Source organism: Mycobacterium sp. DL99, from assembly GCF_004762045.1.
Taxonomy (GTDB): Bacteria; Actinomycetota; Actinomycetes; order Mycobacteriales; family Mycobacteriaceae; genus Mycobacterium.
This window is the reverse complement of record NZ_SJOM01000007.1, coordinates 3,836,463-3,858,804: the sequence shown is the minus strand read 5'-3', so window position 1 is coordinate 3,858,804 and position 22,342 is coordinate 3,836,463. Positions and strand designations below refer to the sequence as shown.

The 22,342-nt window shown below is 67.2% G+C and carries 20 protein-coding genes and 1 tRNA gene; 13 read left to right on the top strand and 8 right to left on the bottom strand.

Features of this window, described 5'->3' with window-relative positions; genetic code table 11:
• The first annotated feature begins 101 nt into the window (after positions 1–101).
• The gene (locus EYZ64_RS18980; protein ID WP_286175058.1) at positions 102–1,940 is read left to right on the top strand and encodes a S8 family serine peptidase; all 1,839 of its coding nucleotides are present in this window, start codon (positions 102–104) and stop codon (positions 1,938–1,940) included.
• A 15-nt stretch (positions 1,941–1,955) separates the two neighbouring features.
• Positions 1,956–3,305 (top strand): alpha/beta fold hydrolase, encoded by a 1,350-nt coding sequence (locus tag EYZ64_RS18975; RefSeq protein WP_135455664.1) that lies wholly within the window; start codon positions 1,956–1,958, stop codon positions 3,303–3,305.
• 76 nt (positions 3,306–3,381) lie between these two features.
• On the opposite strand, the gene EYZ64_RS18970 is transcribed toward EYZ64_RS18975, so the two are convergent.
• Positions 3,382–3,467, bottom strand: a tRNA-Leu gene (locus tag EYZ64_RS18970).
• Positions 3,468–3,555: 88 nt separating this feature from the next.
• Between EYZ64_RS18970 and EYZ64_RS18965 the strand changes: the two genes are divergently transcribed.
• The gene (locus EYZ64_RS18965) at positions 3,556–4,899 is read left to right on the top strand and encodes a M20/M25/M40 family metallo-hydrolase (protein ID WP_167857878.1); all 1,344 of its coding nucleotides are present in this window, start codon (positions 3,556–3,558) and stop codon (positions 4,897–4,899) included.
• A 40-nt stretch (positions 4,900–4,939) separates the two neighbouring features.
• A complete protein-coding gene (locus tag EYZ64_RS18960) occupies positions 4,940–5,464 on the top strand; it encodes a YbhB/YbcL family Raf kinase inhibitor-like protein (protein WP_135455663.1) in 525 nt (174 codons plus the stop codon).
• 18 nt (positions 5,465–5,482) lie between these two features.
• On the opposite strand, the gene EYZ64_RS18955 is transcribed toward EYZ64_RS18960, so the two are convergent.
• Genes EYZ64_RS18955 through EYZ64_RS18945 form a run of 3 tightly spaced genes read right to left on the bottom strand, consistent with a single transcriptional unit; the run spans position 5,483 to position 7,838 of the window.
• Positions 5,483–6,544, bottom strand: a complete 1,062-nt coding sequence (locus EYZ64_RS18955) for a quinone-dependent dihydroorotate dehydrogenase (RefSeq protein ID WP_210115673.1) — start codon at positions 6,542–6,544, stop codon at positions 5,483–5,485.
• Positions 6,544–6,813, bottom strand: a complete 270-nt coding sequence (locus EYZ64_RS18950; RefSeq protein WP_077741092.1) for a DUF5703 family protein — start codon at positions 6,811–6,813, stop codon at positions 6,544–6,546. The genes EYZ64_RS18955 and EYZ64_RS18950 overlap by 1 nt, the downstream gene beginning before the upstream one ends.
• A complete protein-coding gene (locus EYZ64_RS18945; RefSeq protein WP_135455659.1) occupies positions 6,810–7,838 on the bottom strand; it encodes a YncE family protein in 1,029 nt (342 codons plus the stop codon). Before EYZ64_RS18945 ends, EYZ64_RS18950 begins: the two co-directional genes overlap by 4 nt.
• A gap of 123 nt (positions 7,839–7,961) precedes the next feature.
• On the opposite strand from EYZ64_RS18945, the gene EYZ64_RS18940 reads away from it, so the two are divergent.
• Genes EYZ64_RS18940 through EYZ64_RS18920 form a run of 5 tightly spaced genes read left to right on the top strand, consistent with a single transcriptional unit; the run spans position 7,962 to position 11,329 of the window.
• A complete protein-coding gene (locus EYZ64_RS18940; protein WP_135455657.1) occupies positions 7,962–8,273 on the top strand; it encodes a hypothetical protein in 312 nt (103 codons plus the stop codon).
• 55 nt (positions 8,274–8,328) lie between these two features.
• Positions 8,329–9,159: an undecaprenyl-diphosphate phosphatase gene (locus EYZ64_RS18935; RefSeq protein ID WP_135460115.1), complete on the top strand. Its 831-nt coding sequence runs from the start codon at positions 8,329–8,331 to the stop codon at positions 9,157–9,159.
• A gap of 55 nt (positions 9,160–9,214) precedes the next feature.
• Positions 9,215–9,886, top strand: a complete 672-nt coding sequence (locus tag EYZ64_RS18930) for a histidine phosphatase family protein (RefSeq protein ID WP_135455655.1) — start codon at positions 9,215–9,217, stop codon at positions 9,884–9,886.
• Between the two features lie 35 nt (positions 9,887–9,921).
• The gene (locus EYZ64_RS18925) at positions 9,922–10,509 is read left to right on the top strand and encodes a DUF3090 domain-containing protein (protein ID WP_135455653.1); all 588 of its coding nucleotides are present in this window, start codon (positions 9,922–9,924) and stop codon (positions 10,507–10,509) included.
• Complete coding sequence (locus EYZ64_RS18920; protein ID WP_353653681.1) at positions 10,493–11,329, top strand: SCO1664 family protein; 837 nt, start codon at positions 10,493–10,495, stop codon at positions 11,327–11,329. Before EYZ64_RS18925 ends, EYZ64_RS18920 begins: the two co-directional genes overlap by 17 nt.
• A 90-nt stretch (positions 11,330–11,419) precedes the next feature.
• On the opposite strand, the gene EYZ64_RS18915 is transcribed toward EYZ64_RS18920, so the two are convergent.
• Both EYZ64_RS18915 and EYZ64_RS18910 read right to left on the bottom strand, forming a co-directional pair.
• A complete protein-coding gene (locus EYZ64_RS18915) occupies positions 11,420–12,094 on the bottom strand; it encodes a DUF6891 domain-containing protein (protein ID WP_135455651.1) in 675 nt (224 codons plus the stop codon).
• A 57-nt stretch (positions 12,095–12,151) separates the two neighbouring features.
• Entirely contained in the window at positions 12,152–13,183 is a 1,032-nt protein-coding gene (locus EYZ64_RS18910) for an alpha/beta fold hydrolase (protein ID WP_135455650.1), read from the bottom strand.
• A gap of 78 nt (positions 13,184–13,261) precedes the next feature.
• On the opposite strand from EYZ64_RS18910, the gene EYZ64_RS18905 reads away from it, so the two are divergent.
• The 3 genes from EYZ64_RS18905 to EYZ64_RS18895 all read left to right on the top strand — a co-directional run bounded on the left by EYZ64_RS18905 (position 13,262) and on the right by EYZ64_RS18895 (position 16,305).
• Positions 13,262–14,023 (top strand): 3'(2'),5'-bisphosphate nucleotidase CysQ, encoded by a 762-nt coding sequence (locus tag EYZ64_RS18905; RefSeq protein ID WP_135455648.1) that lies wholly within the window; start codon positions 13,262–13,264, stop codon positions 14,021–14,023.
• 127 nt (positions 14,024–14,150) lie between these two features.
• Positions 14,151–15,437, top strand: a complete 1,287-nt coding sequence (gene mshC, locus EYZ64_RS18900; RefSeq protein WP_135455645.1) for a cysteine--1-D-myo-inosityl 2-amino-2-deoxy-alpha-D-glucopyranoside ligase — start codon at positions 14,151–14,153, stop codon at positions 15,435–15,437.
• Positions 15,415–16,305 carry an SDR family oxidoreductase gene (locus EYZ64_RS18895; RefSeq protein ID WP_135455642.1) on the top strand — a complete coding sequence of 297 codons (891 nt, stop codon included), beginning with the start codon at positions 15,415–15,417 and terminating at the stop codon, positions 16,303–16,305. The genes mshC and EYZ64_RS18895 overlap by 23 nt, the downstream gene beginning before the upstream one ends.
• 85 nt (positions 16,306–16,390) lie before the next feature.
• On the opposite strand, the gene EYZ64_RS18890 is transcribed toward EYZ64_RS18895, so the two are convergent.
• On the bottom strand, positions 16,391–17,269 hold the full coding sequence (locus tag EYZ64_RS18890; protein WP_135455640.1) for a PAC2 family protein: 879 nt from the start codon (positions 17,267–17,269) through the stop codon (positions 16,391–16,393).
• 432 nt (positions 17,270–17,701) lie between these two features.
• On the opposite strand from EYZ64_RS18890, the gene metH reads away from it, so the two are divergent.
• On the top strand, positions 17,702–21,457 hold the full coding sequence (gene metH, locus EYZ64_RS18885; RefSeq protein ID WP_135455638.1) for a methionine synthase: 3,756 nt from the start codon (positions 17,702–17,704) through the stop codon (positions 21,455–21,457).
• Positions 21,458–21,511: 54 nt separating this feature from the next.
• Here metH and EYZ64_RS18880 read toward each other — a convergent pair whose 3' ends face one another.
• Positions 21,512–22,309 carry an SDR family oxidoreductase gene (locus EYZ64_RS18880; protein WP_135455636.1) on the bottom strand — a complete coding sequence of 266 codons (798 nt, stop codon included), beginning with the start codon at positions 22,307–22,309 and terminating at the stop codon, positions 21,512–21,514.
• Between the last annotated feature and the right edge of the window lie 33 nt (positions 22,310–22,342).

The following is a 22,342-nucleotide window of genomic DNA, read 5'->3' as shown; positions in this document are numbered from 1 at the left end:
TGCGTTTCGAGTAGTCGAATACGCGTGTATGTGCGGCTCGGCTGAGCGACGATCAATCGACGCAGGAAAACTTGGGGTGGCTGAGTATGCCGAGGAGCGCGGTGAGTTCAACGGGGGAAATCTGGGCAGATCGGGTGCTCAGTGCGCTGGGAGATCTGGAGGCGTCCGGCACCACCGCGGACATGCCGTTGTTGACCGAGACGGTCGCCGCCAAATTCGCTTCGAGATTCACCGAGCGTGACCGACAGTATGAGAACGTCAAACCATACTGGCACAACCGTGTTCATGATGCCGTCGCGGCACTGCGGAGGCGGAAGCTGATCGCGCCCAAGGCAGGGAAAAGCGCGGCGGTGCAATTGACCGAAGCCGGTCGAGGAGCCGTAGCCGATGCCCGCGAACGGGCCGAGGCTGTACCCGGGCCGGCGGTGCGGGCCGCGGCTCCTTCGGACGAACGCGCCCCCGCGCCACAGGTCGGGACTCCCGAACCCCCCAAACGCGACCCGGTTCTGGCCGGCGTCGTGACACCGCCGCTGCGCACGGCGATGGCGCGGGAGAGCAACGACACCCCGATACCGATCATGATCGAGCTCAACTTGACTTTCCAGCCGTCGGTGGCCGCCGCGATCGAAAGGGTAGAGGGGCTCTGGAAGCTGGTCGGCGGGGCGGGGATGCCCGTGCCGCTGGCCGATCAGTTCATGGCCGGGGATCTCACGTCCGACCAGATCAAGTCGATCGTGTCGGCCGATGCCGTCCCGCAGGTCTGGCCGCAGCGCGCGGTCTACCGGATCTGGCCGGACTTCGAAGTGCACCCGCAGATCGATGCCTCCTCGACCACCATCAAAGCCATCGCCGCTCAGCGATCGTTCGACAGCTTCGGTGAGGGAATCGTCTGGGCGGTGGTCGATTCCGGTATCGATGAGAAACACGCCCACTTCGCGGCGTACCACAACCTGAGTGATCCCGCGGTGGCCGATCTGCACCAAGACTTCACCGGCGGCAACGCCCCGCTGACCGACACCGACGGACACGGCACGCACGTGGCCGGGATCATCGCCGGTGGTTTGGTGGACCGTAAGCCCGAGGACATCGTGGTGGTCGAGAAGCGGCTCAACGACCCCGAGTTCGGCGGTGATCCGATCACCGCGCCGCGCACGGTGGCCGATCCGTCGCGGCTGGCGGGTATGGCGCCGAAGGCCAAGCTGGTGAGCCTCAAGGTGCTCGGGCCCGGCGATGACGCGTCGCGGGTGAGCCGGGTGATGCAGGCCCTGGCCTACGTCCGGAAGCTCAACGCCGGCAGCGAGCGGGTGCCCCGGATACATGGCGTGAATCTCAGTCTCGGCTACGAGTTCGACGCCGAGTGGTATGCCTGCGGGCAGAGCCCGATGTGCATCGAGGTCGACAAGACCGTGCGCTCGGGAGTGGTGGTGGTCGTGGCCGCGGGCAATTCCGGCTACGTGTCACTGAATACGGCGTTCAGCAAGGATTCGGTGAAGTTCACCGCCGACATGACGATCAACGATCCGGGTAACACCGAGAGCGCGATCACAGTCGGCTCCACACACCGGAGTTCGCCGCACACCTTCGGCGTCTCGTACTTCTCCTCCCGCGGCCCCACCGGGGACGGGCGGCGCAAACCCGACCTCGTCGCACCCGGCGAGCGCATCACCTCGGCAGCGGCCGGAAGCTTCCGGGACGCCGTGACCAATCAGATCGACGTCGGACCCGACGTCCCGGTGTATGTCGAGGAGAGCGGCACCAGCATGGCGGCGCCGCATGTGTCCGGCGCGATCGCGGCGTTCCTTTCGGTCCAACGCGAATTCGTCAGTGAGCCGGAGGCGATCAAACGCATCTTCGTCGACTCGGCCATCACGCTGAACCGCGACCCGGCGTTCCAGGGCAGCGGCATGGTGGACCTGATGCGTGCTATGCAATCCGTTTGACCTGAAAGGAATCCGATGACCAACGATGTGGCAGAACGGATCTGGCGACTGGTGTTCGACGCCGACGGCGACCCGGATCCGGACGTCCTGGCCGATCTGAAGACCCGGATCGGTGCGGCGGGGTTGACCGATCTGATCATCTTCTCCCACGGCTGGAACAACGACGAAGCGGCAGCGACGTCACTGTACAACCGATGGTTCGGGCTATTGGCTCCGCAACTCGATCCGGCTCACACAGTCGGGTTCGTCGGGCTGCGGTGGCCGTCCGAGCTGTGGCGTGACGAGCCGATCCCCGATTTCCCCGGGCCGGCGGCGCGCGACGCCGGGGGTGCGGCCGCGCTGGGCGACGACGTGGAGGTACCGGCCGGACCGGTGACGATCGATCCGGCTCAACTGGCCGACCTCAAGGACATGTTTCCCGACGGCAAAGAGCAGTTGGACACCATCGCCGGCCTGTTGGCCGCCCCGCCGAGCAACGAACGCCTGCCGGAACTGCTCGATGCATTGCGCGCGTTCAGCGCCGCCACCCAGACCGGGTTCAGCGATGGCGAGGCCGATAGCCCGGAGGCCGGTCCGGGAATGATCGCGCCGGACCAGGACCCGGAGAAGCTGTTCACCACCTTCGCTGACGAATTGGCGGCTGCCGGTGTGGAATTCGACGACGAAGGCGGGGGAGCAGCCGGCCTGGGCGATATCGCGGGCCGATTGTGGCAAGGGGCCAAGGAGGCGCTGCGCCAGCTCAGCTACTGGAAGATGAAGAACCGCGCCGGCGTGGTGGGCCGGCGCGGGCTGGGGCCGGTCATCGACCAGCTCCACGCTGACTTCCTCGACCTGCGGATCCACCTGGTGGGACACAGTTTCGGGGCCCGGGTGGTGTCGTATGCGCTCGCCGGGATGACCGATGTCCAACCCTCACCGGTCAAGGCGGTGACCCTGCTGCAGGGCGCGTACTCCCGGTTCAGCTTCACCGAGCGGCTGCCGTTCCGGAAGGGTGCGGGGGAGCTGGCGGGCATGCTCAATCGCATCGACGGCCCGTTGACGGTCTGCTTCTCCAGCCATGACCGGGCATTGGGGACGTTCTATCCGCTGGCCTCGGCCGCTGCGGGCGACGATGCGGCCGGAGTGGAGGATCCGTTGTTCCGCTGGCGGGCCATGGGCTCGAACGGGGCATACCAGTCGCAGACCCAGAGCCTGGGCGCCACGGGAGCGATTTACCCATTCCAGCCCGGGCAGATCCTGAACCTGGATTCTTCGGGTGTGGTGGCCAAGGATGACGGCCCGTCCGGCGCGCACAGCGACATCTTCCACGAAGAGCTGACCTGGGTTGCAGCCACCGCTGGGAAGTTGAACCCGGCCCGGGTGTGATGGCGGCTTCGCCGCTCATCACACTGCATCGGCTCAGAAATGAAGGCGAGCGTTCATTTCGCTCGCCTTCGTTGTGTGTCCGAGGGGGGACTTGAACCCCCACGCCCGTTAATAGGGCACTAGCACCTCAAGCTAGCGCGTCTGCCATTCCGCCACTCGGACTCGCCAGCCTCTCGGGCTGGGCGCTTAAGGCTAACGGATTGGGTGCCGAAGACCCAAACCGGTGCCCCGGAGGGAATCGGTGGTACCAATGGACTCTGTGACGGTCCCCGACTCCAGCGCGGACGAGGTAGTCGATCTCGTCAGTGCGCTCATCCGATTCGACACCTCCAACACCGGTGATCCGGCCACCCTGAAGCCTGAAGCAGACTGTGCGGAATGGGTAGCCGACCGGCTCCGGGAGGTCGGCTACACGACTGAATACGTCGAGGCGGGGGCTCCGGGGCGGGGCAATGTCTTCGCGCGGCTGCCCGGCGCAGACCCGTCGCGCGGCGCGCTGATGATCCACGGGCACCTCGACGTGGTCCCGGCCGAGCCCGCCGATTGGAGCGTGCACCCGTTCTCCGGTGCGATCAAGGACGGCTACGTCTGGGGCCGCGGCGCGGTGGACATGAAGGACATGGTCGGGATGACCATCGCGGTGGCCCGGCATTTCAAACGGGCCGGCATCGTCCCTCCCCGCGACCTGGTGTTCGCATTTCTCTCCGACGAGGAGCACGGCGGCACGTACGGGGCCAACTGGCTGGTGGACAACCGACCCGACCTGTTCGACGGCGTCACCGAGGCGATCGGTGAGGTGGGCGGGTTCTCCCTGACCGTGCCCCGCAAGGATGGCGGGGAGCGTCGGCTCTACCTGATCGAGACCGCCGAAAAGGGGTTGTCGTGGATGCGGCTGACCGCGCGGGGCCGGGCGGGGCACGGCTCGATGGTGCACGACGACAACGCCGTGACGGCCATCGCCGGTGCTGTTGACCGGCTAGGCCGTCACCAGTTCCCGTTGGTCCTCAATCCGGCCGTGGAACAGTTCCTCACGGCGGTCGCCGAGGAGACCGGCTACGACTTCGACGTGAATTCGCCGGACCTGGACGGCACCATCGCCAAACTCGGCGGCGTGGCCCGGATCGTGTCGGCCACCCTGCGCGACACGGCCAACCCGACCATGCTCAATGCCGGTTACAAGGCCAACGTGATTCCCGCATCGGCGGAGGCCGTGATCGACTGCCGGGTGCTGCCGGGCCGTAAGGAGGCCTTCGAGCGCGAGGTCGACGAGTTGATCGGGCCCGATGTAACCCGCAGCTGGGAGCGGGATCTGCCGTCCTACGAGACGACGTTCGACGGTGATCTGGTGGACGCCATGAACGCGGCGATCCTCGCGCTCGATCCGGAAGCCCGCACCGTGCCCTACATGATGTCGGGCGGAACCGACGCGAAGTCGTTCCAGCGGTTGGGGATTCGATGCTTCGGATTCGCGCCGCTGCGGTTGCCGCCGGAACTGGACTTCGCGGCGCTGTTCCATGGTGTCGACGAGCGGGTGCCGGTGGACGCGCTGCAGTTCGGTGCGGGGGTTCTGGAACACTTTCTGCGGAACTGCTGACCGCACGAGCCGGTTACACGAGCCACGACGAGAGGGAACCATGAGCACATCTCCGTACGACAGCCTGCCGAAGCTGCCGACGTTCACCCTGACCTCCGAATCGGTCACCGACGGACAGCCGCTGGCCAATGATCAGGTCAGCGGGATCATGGGGGCCGGCGGTTCGGACGTCTCGCCGCAGCTGAGCTGGTCGGGCTTCCCGGCCGAGACCAAGAGCTTCGCGGTCACGGTGTACGACCCCGATGCCCCGACCGCCTCGGGTTTCTGGCACTGGGCGGTGGCTGATCTGCCCGCGACGGTGACCGAACTGCCCGCCGGTGCCGGTGACGGTGGCGACCTGCCCGGTGGGGCGGTCACGCTGACCAACGACGCGAGCCTGAAGCGCTACCTCGGTGCGGCCCCGCCGGCCGGTCACGGCCCGCACCGCTACTACATCGCGGTGCACGCCCTGCCGGTCGAGTCGTTGGGGCTGCCCGAGGGTGCCACCCCGGCCTACCTGGGCTTCAACCTCTTCGGCCAGGCCATCGCCCGCGCCGTCATCCACGGCACCTACGAGCAGAACTAGTTCGCGGCGCGCGGTGGGTCAGCGTGCAGCTGAACCCACCGCGTCGGTCAGCGAGGCGAACCCGCCGGCGTGCAGCCGTTCGGCGATGCCGTCGTGAATCTGTTTGGCCCACAACCCGCCGCCGTAGATGAACCCCGTGTAGCCCTGCAGCAGCGTGGCCCCGGAGACGATTCGCTCCCATGCGTCGTCGGCGGTTTCGATGCCGCCGACGCTGATCAGCACGAGCTTGTCGCCCACCCGGCGGTACAACCGGCGCAGCACCTGCAGGGACCGGTGTGCCACCGGGCGCCCCGAGATCCCACCGGTGCCCAGGTCTGCGACACCGGGGGTTGCCAGCCCGTCACGCGAGATGGTGGTGTTGGTGGCGACGATCCCTGCCAGCCCCAATTCGACTGCCAGGTCCGCGATTTCGTCGATATCGGTATCGGAGAGATCGGGGGCGATCTTGACCAGTACGGGCTTGTCGGTCTCGGCCTTGACCGCGGCCAGGATCGGCCGTAGCGATTCGACGGCCTGCAGATCCCGCAACCCGGGGGTGTTGGGTGAGCTCACGTTGACGACGACGTAGGCGGCCAGCGCGCTCACCAACCGGGTGCTCTCGGCGTAGTCGGCTACCGCGTCCTCGGGCGGGGTGAGCTTGGTCTTGCCGATGTTCACCCCGATCGGCACATCGGGGGTGTGCCGGGCCAACCGGATGGCCAGCGCCCCCGCGCCCTCGTTGTTGAACCCCATCCGGTTGAGCAGCGCGTGGTCTTCGGGCAGCCGGAACAGCCGCGGCTCGGGGTTACCCGGCTGTGGCTGCGCCGTGACGGTGCCCACCTCGGCGAACCCGAAGCCGAGTGCACCCCAGGTACCCAGGCCGCGGCCGTCCTTGTCGAAACCCGCGGCCAGGCCCATCGGGCCGGCGAACCGCATCCCGAACACCGTGCTGGCCAACGCCGGATCGGTCGAAGCCAGCCGTCGCGCCAGTGCGCGCCGCAGGATCGTGGGGCCGGTGACCGCGCGCAGCAGGGCGAACACCCACAGGTGAATCCGTTCCGGGGGCACCAGGAACAGCGCCCGCCGCAGAGCCGCGTAGATCACAGCGAAGGCGCCTGGGGTGTGCCCGGCATGGATGACGCGGTCTTCTTGCGGCGCAACAGCACCCGTCGGCTCCCATCTGTATAGGCCCGCACCCGGGTCAGTTCCCAGCCGCGGTACTCGGCCTCGATCGACAAGCGGATCGAGGCGCTGATCCTGGTGACATCCGGCGGTAGCCGCAGCGGTATCCAGTCGTATTCCTCGGAACGATCCTCGGCGACGACCTTGTCCCATCCGGGAGGCATGCGGCCCTGCTGGATAGTGGTCATCGGCGGCCCGACGCGGTGCGGATCACCTGCACACCGGCTCCCGAGCCCGACACCACGTAGAGGGTGTCGGTCTTGTCGTCGTAGGCCAGGGAGTTCGGTTGCTGCACGGTTCGATAACGCACCTTTTCCACCGGTATGCCGGTGGAGAGATCGTAACCAATCACGGTGTTGGCCGCGGTCTGCGACACCCACGCCAGCTCGGCGGATCCGGCCAGGCCGTAGGGGGCGGCGGGTACCGGGTAGCGCTGGCGCATGATCAACGGCTCGGTGCCGAACACCAATAGCTCGTCGCCGCGGGTATCGGCGACCAGGACCCGTCCGCGCGCATCGGCGGCCATGGTGGTGGCACCATCACCGGCCCGCAATGCCTGGGCGGCTTTGGTCCCGCTGGGGTTGACGGCTGTCACCGAGGTTTGCCCGCGGTCCAGAACCACCGCGGTGTTTCCTTGTGTGACAAGAGAATCCACTCGGGCGAAGATCTTGAGGTGGGCGGCCACGGTGTGGTCGCTGCCCAAGGTGTAGACCGCTCCGTCGGAGGTGCCCAGCACCGGATTGCCGTCGGCGCGCAGTGCGATCGCGGTGAACTCCACACCCTGGGCGCCGTCCACGTCGATTTTGCTGGCCTTGGCCGCGGCCACGTCGACCCGGAAGTATCCACCCCGGGTGGATGCCAGGATGTCGCCCTTGCCGTCGACGCCGAGCGCCGTGGCCGCGGGCAGCAGCGTCACGTCGCGCCGCGGCTGGTTTCCGGTCAGCAGGCTCAGTGTCGACTGGCCTTCTGGGCCGGGGGTCAGGACGGCCAGCGTGCCGGTTGCTGGGTCGAATAGGGCGCTCGCGGCGTGCCCGCGTAGTTCCCGGACCTCCCCGTCTGGTTTCGCCGCCACTGGGGGTGAAACGGCGGCCTGAGCGGGCTCGATGGTCGGAGGCGGGGCATCGGCGGGGTTGGACGTGCAGCCCGCGGTGAGCAGCAGGGCCAGCGCAACGAGGCCGGCGCGAACTGGCTGACCTGCAAGGATTGGGCGCAACGGATAGCTCTCGATCGGAAATGGATGGTCGGTGACGTGCAGGAATCCAGTTTAGGCATGGCCATTGGACCGAAATGGTCGCGTCTGCAACCAACGCGGCATAAGTCGAGGTATGGTTCGACCATGACCCTCGCCGCGGACCGGGAATTGGGTAACCGAGAGTTTGCTATGGAGGATATTTCCACTGGTGTACACGCCAGTGGGTTTGGCCAAGTTGGCGATGGCCGGAGTTTTTCTTTCCACATCGAACGTCAGCAGCTCATGATCGAGGTCTACCGCCCGCGGCTGTCGGGCCCGGTTCCGGTCGACGACGACGTAGTGGCCGTGGCCACCCGCAAACTGACCGATATCGACCTGACTGATGAACGCAGTCTGTCGGCAACGGTGCGCGACGCGGTCGCCGGCGCGCAGCCGGTTTCGCGTACCGCTCGCTGACGCATCTCGGCCCGCTCGCCACGGTACGGTCATCGTCGTGACTGACGTCGGTGCCATGTCCTGGCTGCAAGTTGTCGTGCTGTCGATTGTCCAGGGGCTCACCGAGTTTCTGCCGGTCTCGTCCTCGGGACACCTCGCGATCACCTCGCGGGTGTTCTTCGACGACGACGCTGGCGCCTCGTTCACAGCGGTGACTCAGCTGGGGACCGAGCTTGCCGTGCTGGTGTACTTCGCCCGGGACATCGGACGCATCATCAAGGCCTGGTTCAGTGGACTGTTCAACGCGGCGCACCGGTCGGCCGACTACTGGCTGGGCTGGTGGGTGATCATCGGCAGCATTCCGATCGGCGTGTTCGGGCTGCTGTTCAAGGACGAAATCCGTACCGGCGCACGCAATCTGTGGCTGGTGGCCTCGGCGCTCATCGTGTTCTCGGCGGTGATCGCAGCGGCCGAGTACTACGGCAGGCAGGTTCGCCGCGTCGAGCAGCTGACCTGGCGCGATAGCATCATCGTCGGCCTGGCCCAGTGTCTGGCCCTGGTGCCGGGGGTCTCCCGCTCGGGCGCGACCATCAGCGCCGGGCTCTTCCTGGGCATGGAGCGCGAGCTGGCTGCCCGGTTCGGCTTCCTGCTGGCGATCCCCGCGGTGTTCGCCTCGGGCATCTTCTCCCTGCCCGATGCCTTTCACCCGGTCGGGGAGGGGATGAGCGCCAGCGGGGCCCAACTGCTGGTGGCCACCGTGATCGCGTTCGTCGTGGGCTTGGCCGCCATCGCCTGGTTCCTGAAATTCCTGGTGTCGCACAGCATGTACTGGTTCGTCGGCTACCGGGTGGTGCTGGGCGTGGTGGTGCTGGCGCTACTGGGTACCGGGGTGGTCGCCGCGCAATGATCCAGACCGGGAGGGCATGGCCGATGACCGACGAGCGCTCGCACGAGGAGTCGAAATGACCGTGATCCTGCTGCGCCACGGCCGGTCGACGTCGAACACCGCGCATACCCTCGCCGGCCGCAGTGAGGGTGTCGAACTCGACGAGCGCGGCGCCGAACAGGCCGCAGGCCTGGTCGCGCGAATCGGAGAATTACCGGTGACCGCGATCGTGCACTCGCCGCTGTTGCGCTGCGAGCGCACGGTGGCGCCGCTGGCCGAGGCGCTCGCGTTGCAGCCGATCGTCGATGACCGGCTCACCGAGGTGGATTACGGCAGCTGGACCGGCCGTGCCATCGGCGAGCTGGTCAAGGAACCGCTGTGGGCGGTCGTGCAGCAGCAGCCCAGCGCGGCGGTGTTCCCCGACGGTGAGGGATTGGCCCAGGTGCAGGCTCGTGCCGTCGCCGCGGTGCGGGAACGCGACCGCGCGTTGGCCGAACAGCATGGTGCCGACGTGCTTTGGGTCGCCTGCACCCACGGTGACGTGATCAAGGCGGTGCTGGCCGATGCCTTGGGCGTGCATCTGGATGGATTCCAGCGCATCACCGCCGATCCCGCGTCGATGAGCGTGATCCGCTACACCGACCTCCGCCCATTCGTGATGCACATCAACCACACTGGCGCGCAGTTGAGCGCCGGGCTGGCGGCCAAACCCGCCACCGACGCCGTGGTGGGTGGGTCCACCAACTGACCCGCGGTACTGCTACCGGTATTTTGGAAGGTGCCATGGCCCGCGCAATTCATGTTTTCCGTACTCCCGACCGCTTTGTGGCCGGGACTGTCGGCCAACCCGGTAACCGCACCTTCTACCTGCAAGCTGTCCATGACAAGCGAGTGATCTCGGTGATCCTGGAAAAGCAGCAGGTCGCCGTGCTGGCCGAGCGGATCGCCGCCCTGTTGACCGAGATCAACCGCCGCTTCGGCACACCGATCCCGCCGGAAACCGGCGAGGTGAGTGACCTGCTGCCCCTGGTCACCCCGGTCGACGCCGAGTTTCGCGTCGGGACGATGGGCCTGGGCTGGGATTCGGAAGCGCAGACCGTCGTGGTGGAGCTGCTTGCGGTCTCCGAAGGCGAGTTCGACGCGTCGGTGGTCCTCGACGATGCCGAGGACGGCCCCGACGCCGTGCGGGTGTTCCTCACCCCGGAGTCGGCACGGGAGTTCGCCACCCGGTCCAACCGGGTGATCTCGGCCGGACGCCCGCCGTGTCCGCTGTGTGATGAGCCGCTGGATCCCGACGGTCACATCTGTGTGCGTACCAACGGCTATCGGCGCGGTGAGGTGGCCGGGTCCGAAGATGACGCAGAATCCTGACGGAACCCCGGCCCGGTCCAGAACTGATGGCGCGGTGCTGGCCGACGGCGAACTGACGGTGATCGGCCGGATCCGGTCAGCCAGCAACGCCACCTTCCTGTGTGAGGCGACCTCCGGTGAGCGGCAGGTCCATTGCGTGTACAAGCCGATCCGGGGCGAGGCGCCGCTGTGGGATTTCCCCGACGGCACATTGGCGGGCCGCGAGCTGAGTGCATATCTGGTGTCGGCCGCTTTGGGCTGGAACATCGTGCCCCACACCATTATTCGTGACGGGCCGGCCGGGCCGGGCATGCTGCAGCTGTGGGTGGAACAGCCCGGGGATCAGGTGGGCGACGAGCCCGACTCCGGCCCCGATCTGGTGGACCTGGTGCCGGCCGGGAACCTTCCGCCGGGTTTCCTGCCGATCCTGCAGGCCTATGACTACGCCGGCGACGAGGTGACGCTGGTGCACGCCGACGATCGCCGGCTGTTCCGCATGGCGGTGTTCGACGTGCTGATCAACAACGCCGACCGCAAGGGCGGGCACATTCTGGCCGGGCTCGACGGGGGCGTGTACGGCGTGGACCACGGGGTGAGCCTGCATGTCGAGGACAAGCTGCGGACCGTGCTGTGGGGCTGGGCAGGAAAACCCGTCGACGACGAGACCCTGGCCGACGTCGCGGCGCTGCGCGACGGGTTCGGCGGTCTGGCCGAGCAGTTGTGCATACACATCACCGAGGCGGAGATCGCCGCGTTGCGGTCCAGAATCGTTGGGTTACTGCACAATCCGGTGATGCCGACGCCCGATCGGCACCGGCCGATCCCGTGGCCGGCCTTCTAGCGGGTGCGCCCGAACCTCTCGAACGGATTCCAGGACTAGCTGCCCCCTACCGCCAGTTTTTCGGCGGGGTTCTGCGCGGTCATGGACCTCCTACTGCGGCAGGGGCTTTCGCCACTGGGAAACACTGAGCTCGACGCGGCTGCGATGCGATCCCGACCATGAGGTGCCGAGGCCATAGTGGTTGGCCAGCAACACGATTCGTTCACCGACCGCGGTGTCGGTGCGCTCGGTGATTTCGGCGACTGCCGCCTCGTCGCCGGCGGCGGCAGCGCTCAGCAGCGAGTCCGGCAGCGCCGGGTGGGGCCGAAACGAACTGAAACCCAGATACAGGGTCGGCTCGGCGTCGCCCAGTCGCAGCGCATCCTGCTCGTGGAAATACGTGTAAGCCCACTCCCGATAGCGGTACCAGTCCTCGGGGTCCGGATTGGGGGAGCGCTCGTCATCGATGTCGTGGGTCGCGCAGGTGACACAGCAGGAGAAGCACATCCGCGCCAGGATGCCCTCGGATTCGAGCTGGGCGAAGGTGTACTGCAACCGGCCGTAGTCGCCCGTGTCGGCCCAGACGGCCTGCTCGGCCAGGCGCCGGCGCCACATCGAATCCACCAGTTCGACCGCTTCCCCGGGATCGACCACGCCGGAGTCATCGACCCAGGCGCGAGTCATATCGAGGATTTCGTCGTACCCCCAGAACCCGGCGACCAGGTGAGAACGGATTAACGCACTGAGCTCGTCGCGGTCACCGGTTTGCCAGTCGAGGCTGCGCATTGCCCGACCCTACTGGCACAACCGTCCCCGTCAGCGCACCAATCGGACCCGGCCCGGCTACCGCGTCGACGTAGCATTCCGTCCGCGTACCTGCGACACCACCGTGCGGATCGCATCGACGACTGCGTCAGGCCTCTCCAGCTGAATGACATGACTGGAATCGTCGAGCTTGCGATGCGTGCTCCGGGTCGACCAGGTCGCCTCCTCCACCTGCATCTCCCACCACGCCTGTTGCATTCGGTCGAACTGGTCACGGGTCATGCCGGTGCCCGCCCGCTCGGATTCGCTGTAGGCGCTCCAAGGCTTGCCCCGGGAGAGGACGGCCAGGGGCCGGTCACCCAGTTCGCGGAAGGTTCCCGCCTCCCGCAACGTGCTCTCCATCGCTTCGGCTTCGTCGAATGAGGCGGCCAGTGAGACGGGCTGATAGGCACCGATTGCGCGCACGACGTCAGGCGGTAGTTCCTTCACGGTCGGCCCGGGGATGAGCAGCCGCGGCAAGCCCGTCCAAGCCAGATACCGCAGGACTTTGAACAACGCGGGGATGCCGTCTTCCGGGCGTGCGGTCGCGGCCGCCAACCGGTCGGTCTGATCCGGGTGGGCGGCGTCGACGAAGACCAGGCCGGCTACTTCGCTCCCGAAGTACTTGGTGAAGATCATCGTGAAAGGGCCGCCGAGCGATGCCCCGACCATGACGTAGGGCGGCGATTCGTTTGCCGCCCGCAGTGTTCGCTGAAGATCGGTGACAACCGCGACGGGGTCACGTGGCCCGTCGCTGGCAGACTCGCTCCACATGAGTCCGGCGCGATCGTAGGAACACACCCGGGTGAATGTGGCCACTTGTCGATGCACCGGGAACCACAACGCGGACCCGCTCGTGTCGGCACCGGATTCGAGTACCACTGTTGGCGAGCCGTGGCCGCGACAGTCGAGATGAATGGCGCGTCCGCCGATATCGATCATCTTGCCCGGGGCTGGAAACTCCGCGGCGGCGCGGTTTCGTTCGATCTGTTCCCATGCCGCGCCCGACCCGATCACCGCGACCACAGTCGCCAGGACGCACAGCGGGATCACTTTGACGAGTCGCCTCACGCTGCCAAGTTACCGGCGCGCCAGGGCAACCCGGGCCCCGATCCGACGCCCGATGTTCGGGCCATCGATACTGGCTTGATGCACTCGACCGACGCCGACCTGGCCGCCGCAGTGGCCAAGGAGGCCGGTGAGCTGTTGCTGGCGGTGCGCGAGGAGGTCGGTTTCTACGACCCGTACTACCTCGGCGACGAGGGGGACCGGCGATCCAACGCGCTGATCCTCGATCGCCTGGCCCAGGCCCGCCCCGGTGATTCGGTGCTCAGCGAGGAGGCGGTCGACGACCTGGCCCGTGTCGAGGCCGATCGGGTCTGGATCGTCGATCCGGTGGACGGCACGCACGAGTTCTCCTTGCCCGGCCGTGAGGACTGGGCGGTGCACATCGCCCTGTGGCAGCGTTCGGTGGGTGTCGACGGAGGCCTGTCGGATGCGGTGGTGGCCCTGCCCGCCCGGAGTGAGGTGTATCGCAGCGATACGGTCACCCCGCCCGGGCCGCGGCGGCCCGGCCCCCTGTTGATCACCGCGAGTTCGAACCGCCCGCCGGCGGTGCTGTGGCGGATGCGTGAGCAGCTCGATTTCCGGATGGTGCGCATCGGCTCGGCCGGGGCCAAGGCGATGGCCGTGGTGCGCGGTGACGTCGACGCGTACATCCATGCCGGCGGGCAGTGGGAGTGGGATTCGGCTGCACCTGCGGGTGTGGTGCTGGCTGCGGGCCTGCACGCGTCCCGGCTGGACGGCTCGGAGCTGCGCTACAACCGCGCCGACCCGTACCTGCCGGACTTCGTGATGTGCCGCAAAGAGCTGGCACCCATCCTGCTGGAGGCCATCGGGGTGGCCCGGTGAGAGTTCTCCGGTGCCGGCCGAGGCGGGATGCGGGAATGAAACCGTCGGCGGCGTTGTCTGACTTGCTGAACTGTGTGGGACCGACCGGCGGGAGGCCGTCCTGAGCGAGCACCTTAGAGTCGAAGCCATGCAATCGTGGTCGGCACCGTCAATTCCGGTGCTGGAAGGGCGTGGTCCGCAACTGCGGCTGTACGACAGCGCCGACCGGCAGGTACGTCCGGTCACGCCGGGACCGACGGCCACCATGTACGTGTGCGGCATCACCCCCTATGACGCCACCCATCTGGGCCACGCCGCGACCTACCTGACTTTCGATCTGGTGCACCGGCTGTGGCTGGACGCCGGGCACACTGTGCACTACGTGCAGAACGTCACCGATGTGGATGATCCGCTGTTCGAGCGGGCCGACCGCGACGGCATCGACTGGCGGGACCTCGGTGACCGCGAAACCCAACTGTTCCGCGAGGACATGACGGCCCTGCGGGTGCTGCCCCCGCAGGACTACGTGGCCGCCACCGAGACCATCTCCGAGGTGGTCGAGTTGGTGGAGAAGATGCTTGCCTCGGGTGCGGCCTACGTCGTCGACGACGCCGAGTATCCCGACGTGTACTACCGAGCCGACGCCACGGTGCAGTTCGGCTACGAGTCGGGCTATGACCGCGACACCATGCTGCGGCTGTTCGGCGAGCGAGGCGGTGACCCGGACCGCGCCGGCAAGGGTGACGAACTCGACGCCCTGCTGTGGCGGGCTCAGCGGCCCGGTGAGCCCAGCTGGCCCTCGCCCTTCGGGGCGGGCCGGCCCGGCTGGCATGTCGAGTGCTCGGCGATCGCGCTGACCCGCATCGGCTCGGGCCTGGACATCCAGGGTGGCGGCAGCGATCTGATCTTCCCGCACCACGAGTTCTCCGCCGCGCATGCCGAATCCGTCACGGGGGAGCGGCGTTTCGCCCGCCATTACGTGCACGCGGGCATGATCGGCTGGGACGGGCACAAGATGAGCAAGAGCCGGGGCAACCTGGTGCTGGTGTCGCGGCTGCGCGCCCAGGGCGTGGATCCGTCGGCCGTGCGGCTCGGGCTGTTTGCCGGGCACTACCGCAGCGACCGGTCCTGGAGCGATGAGGTGCTTGCCGAGGCCGAGGACCGGCTGGAGCTGTGGCGCGTTGCGACCACGATGCCCGCCGGTCCGGATGCGACCGACGTAGTGGCCCGCGTTCGGCAGTACCTCGCCGACGATCTCGACACGCCGAAAGCCCTTGCGGCGCTGGATGCTTGGTCGAAGGATGCGGTGTCATACCTTGGTCATGACCGGGAGGCGCCGCGCACCGTGGCAACTGCCGTCGACGCACTGTTGGGTATAGAACTCGGGTACCCGCGACGGTATGTTGACGGTGATGGCAACCACATCTTCATCTGACAAAGTCGTCTTCATCACCGGCGGTGCACGCGGCATCGGCGCCGAGGTGGCCCGCAGGCTGCGGCGCAGGGGCGCCAAACTGGTGCTCACCGACCTCGATGAGGCGCCGTTGAGTGCGCTGGCCGCCGAACTCGGCGAGGAGCACGTGCTGACCGCGCTGGCCGACGTGCGCGATCTGGCCGCCATGCAGAAGGCCGCCGATGCGGCCGTCGAGCGGTTCGGCGGCATCGACATCGTGATGGCCAACGCGGGCATCGCCAGCTTCGGTTCGGTCATGCAGGTGGATCCCGAGGCGTTCAAGCGGGTCGTCGACATCAACGTCGTCGGGGTATTCAACACCGTGCGCGCCACCCTGCCGGCAGTCGTCAAGCGGCGCGGGTACGTGCTGGTGGTGTCCTCCCTCGCGGCATTCACCTCGGCACCCGGGCTGGCCGCCTACCACGCCTCCAAGGCCGGCGCCGAGTACTTCGCCAACACGCTGCGCCTGGAGGTGGCCCACCTCGGCGTCGACGTCGGCTCGGCGCACATGAGCTGGATCGACACCCCGCTGGTGCAGGACGCCAAGTCGGACCTGTCGGCGTTCCGGGAGATGCTGTCCAAGCTGCCGCCGCCGCTGAACCGGACCACCACGGTCGACGCCTGTGGCGCCGCCTTCGTCAAGGGCATCGAGGGACGCAAGAATCGCATCTACAGCCCGGAGTGGGTCGGGGTGTTCCGCTGGATCCGGCCGTTCGTCACCACGCCGCTGGCAGAGCGCGACATCCTCAAGTTCACCCCGACACTGCTGCCGAAACTCGACGCGGAGGCAGCCGCACTCGGCCGCTCGACGAGTGCCCGCATCGAGGCCCTGGAGAAGCCGGAGACTTAGCGGTTTCAACGCCGAGCGGCCAGTTATGACACGTGATCCGGCAGTTTCCGTGCACTAGGTGGCCACTCGGCGTGAGCCGGGAAGTTCAGCGGCCTCTGCGCCGCAGGTAGCGCTCAAACTCGGCCGCCAGCGCGTCGCCGTCGATCTTGCCGAGCACCTCGTGCATGTCGACCTCGGCGTCGCCGCGCTGTTCCAACGAGGCGACGTACTCCGCGATCTCCTCGTCTTCGGCGGTCATCTCGGTGACGGCCTGTTCCCATTCCTCGGCGGCGGCGGGCAGGTCGGCGAGTGGTACCTCGACGTCCAGCACGTCCTCGACCCGGCGCAGCAGGGCCACGGTCGCCTTGGGGCTGGGCGGCTGCGACACGTAGTGCGGCACCGCGGCCCAGAAAGTCACTGCCGGGATACCGGCCTGCACGCAGGCGTCCTGGAACACCCCGGCGATCCCGGTCGGGCCTTCGTAGCGGGTCTCTTCCAGGCCGAAGAATTTGGCCGACTCGGCTGAATAGGCCGAGCCCGACACCGGCACGGGCCGGGTGTGCGGGGTGTCGGCCAGTAGCGCGCCCAGGATCACCACGGTCTGCACGTTGAGTTTGTCGGCGATGGCCAGCAACTCGGCGCAGAAGGTGCGCCAGCGCATGTTGGGTTCGACGCCGTGCATCAACACCACGTCATGGTTGCTGCCCGGGGGACGGCAGTGCGAGATCCGCATCGACGGCCAGACCAGCTCCCGCGTGACGCCGTCGACCTGGCGGATCACCGGTCGGTTCACCTGATAGTCGTAGTACGACTCGTCGTCGATCTCGACGATCGGCTGGGCCTCCCAGATCGCATCCAGGTGGTCCAGCGCGTCACTGGCCGCGTCGCCGGCGTCATTCCAGCCCTCGAAGGCGGCCACGATCGTGGCGTCCTTCAGTTCGGGCAGGTTCAAACTCCGGCCGGCGTTCGGATACGACGGTGTCACACCTAGAGGGTAAGCCTTGTCGGGTGCCGATGAGCCCGTTGTGCACGTGGGTCGCCGCCGCGCCGATAGGCGGTGTTTGATAGACCGACTACCCTGTTCATGTGACTGTCGCTGACAAATCTGCCTACGGCACCGACCCGCTCGACACCCGGTCGAAGCGCGTAGTGGCAGGCCGCGGCGCGGTCGAGGTGAAATACGTTCGGCTGCAATCTGGTTAACCCTGGTGCCTACGACATTGCTGACAAGATCGGTGAGCTGTCAATCAAGGGCACCGCGATCGCCACGCGGGTGGGGGTCGATCGTGGCGACGGGTTGGGCGTCCAAACGTCTGTCGGATGACGACGTAGACTCTTCTGGTCGAGAGGCGTTGCAACGGTTCCGGGTTCCTGCCCGTATCCGCCACGCTCGGCAGAGTCAAGGACGCCTTCCGTTATGGAAGGAGTGCACGTGACCGCTGTTGAGTCGACGACCTTTACGCCGAACATCCGCCCTGACTGCACCGACGAACTGACGGCGGCCATGCGCGAGCGGATCATCGTGATCGACGGCGCGATGGGCACCGCGATTCAGCGGGACCGGCCCGACGAGGCCGGCTACCGCGGCGACCGGTTCACGGAGTGGCCAACCGCGCTTCAGGGCAACAATGACCTGCTCAATCTGACGCAGCCGCAGATCATCGAGGGGATCCACCGCGAGTACCTCGAGGCGGGCGCCGACATCCTGGAGACCAACACGTTCAACGCGAACGCGGTCTCGCTCAGCGACTACGACATGGCGGACCTCAGCTACGAGCTGAACTACGCGGGCGCCGCCCTGGCCCGTAAGGCCGCCGACGAGTTCAGCACCCCCGAGAAGCCCCGCTACGTCGCCGGCGCCATCGGGCCGACGACGCGGACCGCGTCGATCTCGCCAGATGTCAACGACCCCGGAGCCCGCAACGTCTCCTACGACCAGCTGGTCGCCGCCTACCTCGAAGCCGCCAACGGCCTGGTCGACGGTGGTGCCGACCTCCTCATCATCGAGACGATCTTCGACTCGCTGAACGCCAAGGCGGCGGTGTTCGCCGTCGAGACGCTGTTCGAGGAGCGCGGCCGCCGGTGGCCGGTGATCATCTCGGGCACCATCACCGATGCTTCCGGCCGGACGTTGTCCGGTCAGGTCACCGAGGCGTTCTGGAATTCGATCAGGCACGCGAAGCCGATCGCCGTTGGCCTCAACTGCGCCCTGGGCGCCCCGGAGATGCGGCCCTACATCGCCGAGATGGCGCGGATCGCGGACACCTACGTCTCCTGCTACCCGAACGCCGGCCTTCCGAACGCCTTCGGCGAGTACGACGAGTCCCCGGAGCATCAGGCCGGCTACATCGCCGAGTTCGCCGAGGCCGGCCTGGTCAACCTGGTCGGTGGTTGCTGCGGAACGGCGCCGGCGCACATCGCCGAGATCGCCAAGGTCGTCGAGGGTAAGCCGCCGCGCGAGCTGCCGGATATCCAGGTGGCCACCCGGCTCGCGGGTCTGGAGCCGCTCAACATCACCGACGACTCCCTGTTCGTGAACATCGGTGAGCGCACCAACATCACCGGCTCCGCCCGGTTCCGCAACCTGATCAAGGCCGAGGACTACGACACCGCGCTGTCGGTCGCGTTGCAGCAGGTCGAGGTCGGGGCGCAGGTCATCGACATCAACATGGACGAGGGCATGATCGACGGCGTCGCCGCGATGGACCGGTTCACCAAGTTGATCGCGGCCGAGCCGGACATCAGCCGCGTCCCGGTGATGATCGACTCCTCCAAATGGGAGGTCATCCAGGCGGGCCTGAAGAACGTGCAGGGCAAGCCGATCGTCAACTCGATCTCCATGAAGGAGGGCGAGGAGAAGTTCATCCGTGAGGCACGGCTGTGCCGCAAGTACGGCGCCGCCGTCGTCGTGATGGCCTTCGACGAGCAGGGCCAGGCGGACAACCTGGAGCGCCGCAAAGAGATCTGCGGGCGCGCCTACCGGATCCTGACCGAAGAGGTCGGCTTCCCGGCCGAGGACATCATCTTCGACCCGAACTGCTTCGCGCTGGCGACCGGTATCGAGGAGCACGCGACGTACGGGATCGACTTCATCGAGGCCTGCGCCTGGATCAAGGAGAACCTGCCCGGGGTGCACATCTCCGGCGGCATCTCGAACGTGTCGTTCTCGTTCCGGGGCAACAACCCCGTGCGCGAGGCGATCCACTCGGTGTTCCTGTTCCACGCCATCAAGGCCGGTCTGGACATGGGCATCGTCAACGCCGGTGCGCTGGTGCCCTACGACTCGATCGACCCCGAATTGCGGGACCGGATCGAGGACGTCGTCCTGAACCGTCGCGAGGACGCGGCGGAGCGGCTCCTGGAAATCGCGGAACGGTTCAACAGCAAGGACAAGGCCGAGGATCCCGCGGCAGCCGAGTGGCGCAGCCTCCCGGTGCGCGAGCGGATCACCCACGCCCTGGTCAAGGGCATCGACGCCCACGTCGACTCCGACACCGAGGAGTTGCGGTCCGACATCGCCGCGGCAGGTGGCCGCCCGATCGAGGTGATCGAGGGCCCGCTGATGGACGGCATGAACGTCGTCGGTGACCTGTTCGGCGCGGGCAAGATGTTCCTGCCCCAGGTGGTGAAGTCGGCCCGGGTGATGAAGAAGGCCGTTGCGTACCTGCTGCCGTACATCGAGGCGGAGAAGCAGCCGGGCGACGCCGACACCACCAACGGCACGATCGTGATGGCCACCGTCAAGGGCGACGTCCACGACATCGGCAAGAACATCGTCGGGGTCGTCCTGCAGTGCAACAACTACACCGTGATCGACCTCGGTGTGATGGTGCCCGCTCAGAAGATCCTGGACGCGGCCAGGGAGCACAACGCCGACATCATCGGGCTGTCCGGCCTGATCACCCCTTCCCTGGACGAGATGGTCAACTTCGCCGTCGAGATGGAACGCGAGGGGCTTCAGATTCCGCTGCTCATCGGTGGCGCGACCACCTCGCGCGCCCACACGGCCGTGAAGGTGGCACCGCGTCGCAGTGGTCCGGTGGTGTGGGTCAAGGACGCTTCCCGTTCGGTGCCGGTCGCTGCCGCGCTTCTGGACGACAAGCAGCGGCCGGCCCTGTTGGAGGCCACCGCGACCGACTACGCCGCCCTTCGCGAACGGCACGCCCAGAAGAACGAGCGGCCGATGCTGACGCTGGAGAAGGCCCGCGCCAACCGGACGCCGATCGAGTGGGACGGCTACACGCCGCCGGTGCCCGCCCAAGGCCTCGGCGTGCGGGAGTTCCATGAGTACGACCTCGCCGAGCTGCGCGAGTACATCGACTGGCAGCCGTTCTTCAACGCCTGGGAGATGAAGGGCCGGTTCCCCGACATCCTCAACAACCCGGTCTCGGGCGAGGCCGCCCGCAAGCTGTACGACGATGCCCAGCAGATGCTCGACACCTTGATCAAAGAGAAGTGGCTCAAGGCCAACGGGGTGATCGGGTTCTTCCCGGCGAACGCGGTCGGCGACGACATCGAGGTCTACACCGACGAGACCAGGACCGAGGTGCTGACCACGTTGCACAACCTGCGCCAGCAGGGCGAGCACCGGGACGGCATCCCGAACCGGTCACTGGGTGACTTCATCGCGCCCAAAGACACCGGCCTGGCCGACTACGTCGGCGCCTTCGCCGTCACCGCGGGGCTCGGCAGCCAGGACAAGATCGTGGAGTTCAAGGCGGCCCTCGACGACTACAGCGCCATCCTGCTGGAGTCGCTCGCCGACCGGCTGGCAGAGGCTTTCGCCGAACGGATGCACCAACGGGTCCGCGAGGAGTTCTGGGGATATCAGCCTGACGAGCAGCTGGACAACGACGCACTCATCGGGGAGAAGTACGTCGGCATCCGCCCCGCCCCCGGCTACCCGGCCTGCCCGGAGCACACCGAGAAGGCGACGCTCTGGGAGCTGATGGACGTCCAGAATCGGACCGGGATCGAGCTGACCGAGTCGATGGCGATGTGGCCCGGTGCTGCCGTCAGTGGCTGGTACTTCTCGCACCCGCAGTCGCAGTACTTCGTGGTCGGCCGGATGGCTCAGGACCAGGTCGCCGACTACGCGAGGCGCAAGGGCTGGACCCTGGCCGAAGCCGAGCGCTGGCTCGCCCCCAACCTCGGGTACAACCCGGAGGACTGAGCACGCCGAAACCGGGTGCGCCCGAACGGTTCACGGACGCACCCGGTCTGGCGGCTAGCCGAACAGGTCCCGATTCCGGGCCGCCCACTGCGCCATCGATTCGGCCGGTGTGCCCGTGAGCCGTTCGACGTTGTCGTTGGCGGCCTGGGGTTGCGGATCGCCCTCGAAAAGGTCGAGGTACCACTGCGCGCCGTCGCCCATGACAGGGCGCAGCAATTCTTCGGCCTCGGCCCGGCCGCACCGCTGCACCTCGACTGATTGGCCGAGCCCCGCTCCGATCTGGCGGGCGATGTCGCCGCGGCACAATGCGACCGGACCGGTGAGTTCGTACATCGCGCCGGGATGGGCGTCCGCCGGTGCCGTCAACAGATGCGCCGCGACCCGGGCGATGTCGTCCATGGATACCGGTGATTCGACGTAATCCGGATTGATGTCACGGACCGTACCGGTCTTGATCTGCGGGGCCCACATCGCGAAGTTCTCGCAGAACTCGCCGGGCCCGAGCTGGGTGTGCGCCAGTCCCGAGGCGGCGACCGCATCGGCGTGTTCGGCCCAGTGTGCACCGCCGGACAGTGCCACCACGTGTTGCACACCCGCCCGCACCATCAGCTCGAGTGTGGGCCCGACGGTGGCCGGGAACGGGGCCAGGTAAACGCGTTCGACGCCTTCGAAGGCAGCCGGCAGCGTCTCCGGCCTACCCAGGAAGCCGGTGATTGCTGTCACAGATTCCGGCAGCGCCGCCTTCGCCGGATTTGTGGTCAGTGCGCGGATGTCGTGGGCGCCCAACGTGATCAGATGATCCACGACGCGCCTGCCGATGTTCCCTGTGGCTCCCGTCACCAATATCGTCATGCTCCCACGCTAGCGACGGGGTCGGACAATGCC

Bases quoted from the DNA above. Each gene is read 5' to 3' on its own strand.
- EYZ64_RS18920 (WP_353653681.1), top strand. From the start codon at position 10,493: ATGACGCAGAATCCTGACGGAACCCCGGCCCGGTCCAGAACTGATGGC.
- EYZ64_RS18880 (WP_135455636.1), bottom strand. From the start codon at position 22,309: ATGACGATATTGGTGACGGGAGCCACAGGGAACATCGGCAGGCGCGTC.
- metH (WP_135455638.1), top strand. From the start codon at position 17,702: ATGGAAGGAGTGCACGTGACCGCTGTTGAGTCGACGACCTTTACGCCG.
- EYZ64_RS18915 (WP_135455651.1), bottom strand. From the start codon at position 12,094: ATGCGCAGCCTCGACTGGCAAACCGGTGACCGCGACGAGCTCAGTGCG.
- EYZ64_RS18930 (WP_135455655.1), top strand. From the start codon at position 9,215: ATGACCGTGATCCTGCTGCGCCACGGCCGGTCGACGTCGAACACCGCG.
- EYZ64_RS18935 (WP_135460115.1), top strand. From the start codon at position 8,329: ATGTCCTGGCTGCAAGTTGTCGTGCTGTCGATTGTCCAGGGGCTCACC.
- EYZ64_RS18950 (WP_077741092.1), bottom strand. From the start codon at position 6,813: ATGACCACTATCCAGCAGGGCCGCATGCCTCCCGGATGGGACAAGGTC.
- EYZ64_RS18965 (WP_167857878.1), top strand. From the start codon at position 3,556: ATGGACTCTGTGACGGTCCCCGACTCCAGCGCGGACGAGGTAGTCGAT.
- EYZ64_RS18940 (WP_135455657.1), top strand. From the start codon at position 7,962: ATGACCCTCGCCGCGGACCGGGAATTGGGTAACCGAGAGTTTGCTATG.
- mshC (WP_135455645.1), top strand. From the start codon at position 14,151: ATGCAATCGTGGTCGGCACCGTCAATTCCGGTGCTGGAAGGGCGTGGT.
- EYZ64_RS18975 (WP_135455664.1), top strand. From the start codon at position 1,956: ATGACCAACGATGTGGCAGAACGGATCTGGCGACTGGTGTTCGACGCC.
- EYZ64_RS18905 (WP_135455648.1), top strand. From the start codon at position 13,262: ATGCACTCGACCGACGCCGACCTGGCCGCCGCAGTGGCCAAGGAGGCC.
- EYZ64_RS18925 (WP_135455653.1), top strand. From the start codon at position 9,922: ATGGCCCGCGCAATTCATGTTTTCCGTACTCCCGACCGCTTTGTGGCC.
- EYZ64_RS18895 (WP_135455642.1), top strand. From the start codon at position 15,415: ATGGCAACCACATCTTCATCTGACAAAGTCGTCTTCATCACCGGCGGT.
- EYZ64_RS18960 (WP_135455663.1), top strand. From the start codon at position 4,940: ATGAGCACATCTCCGTACGACAGCCTGCCGAAGCTGCCGACGTTCACC.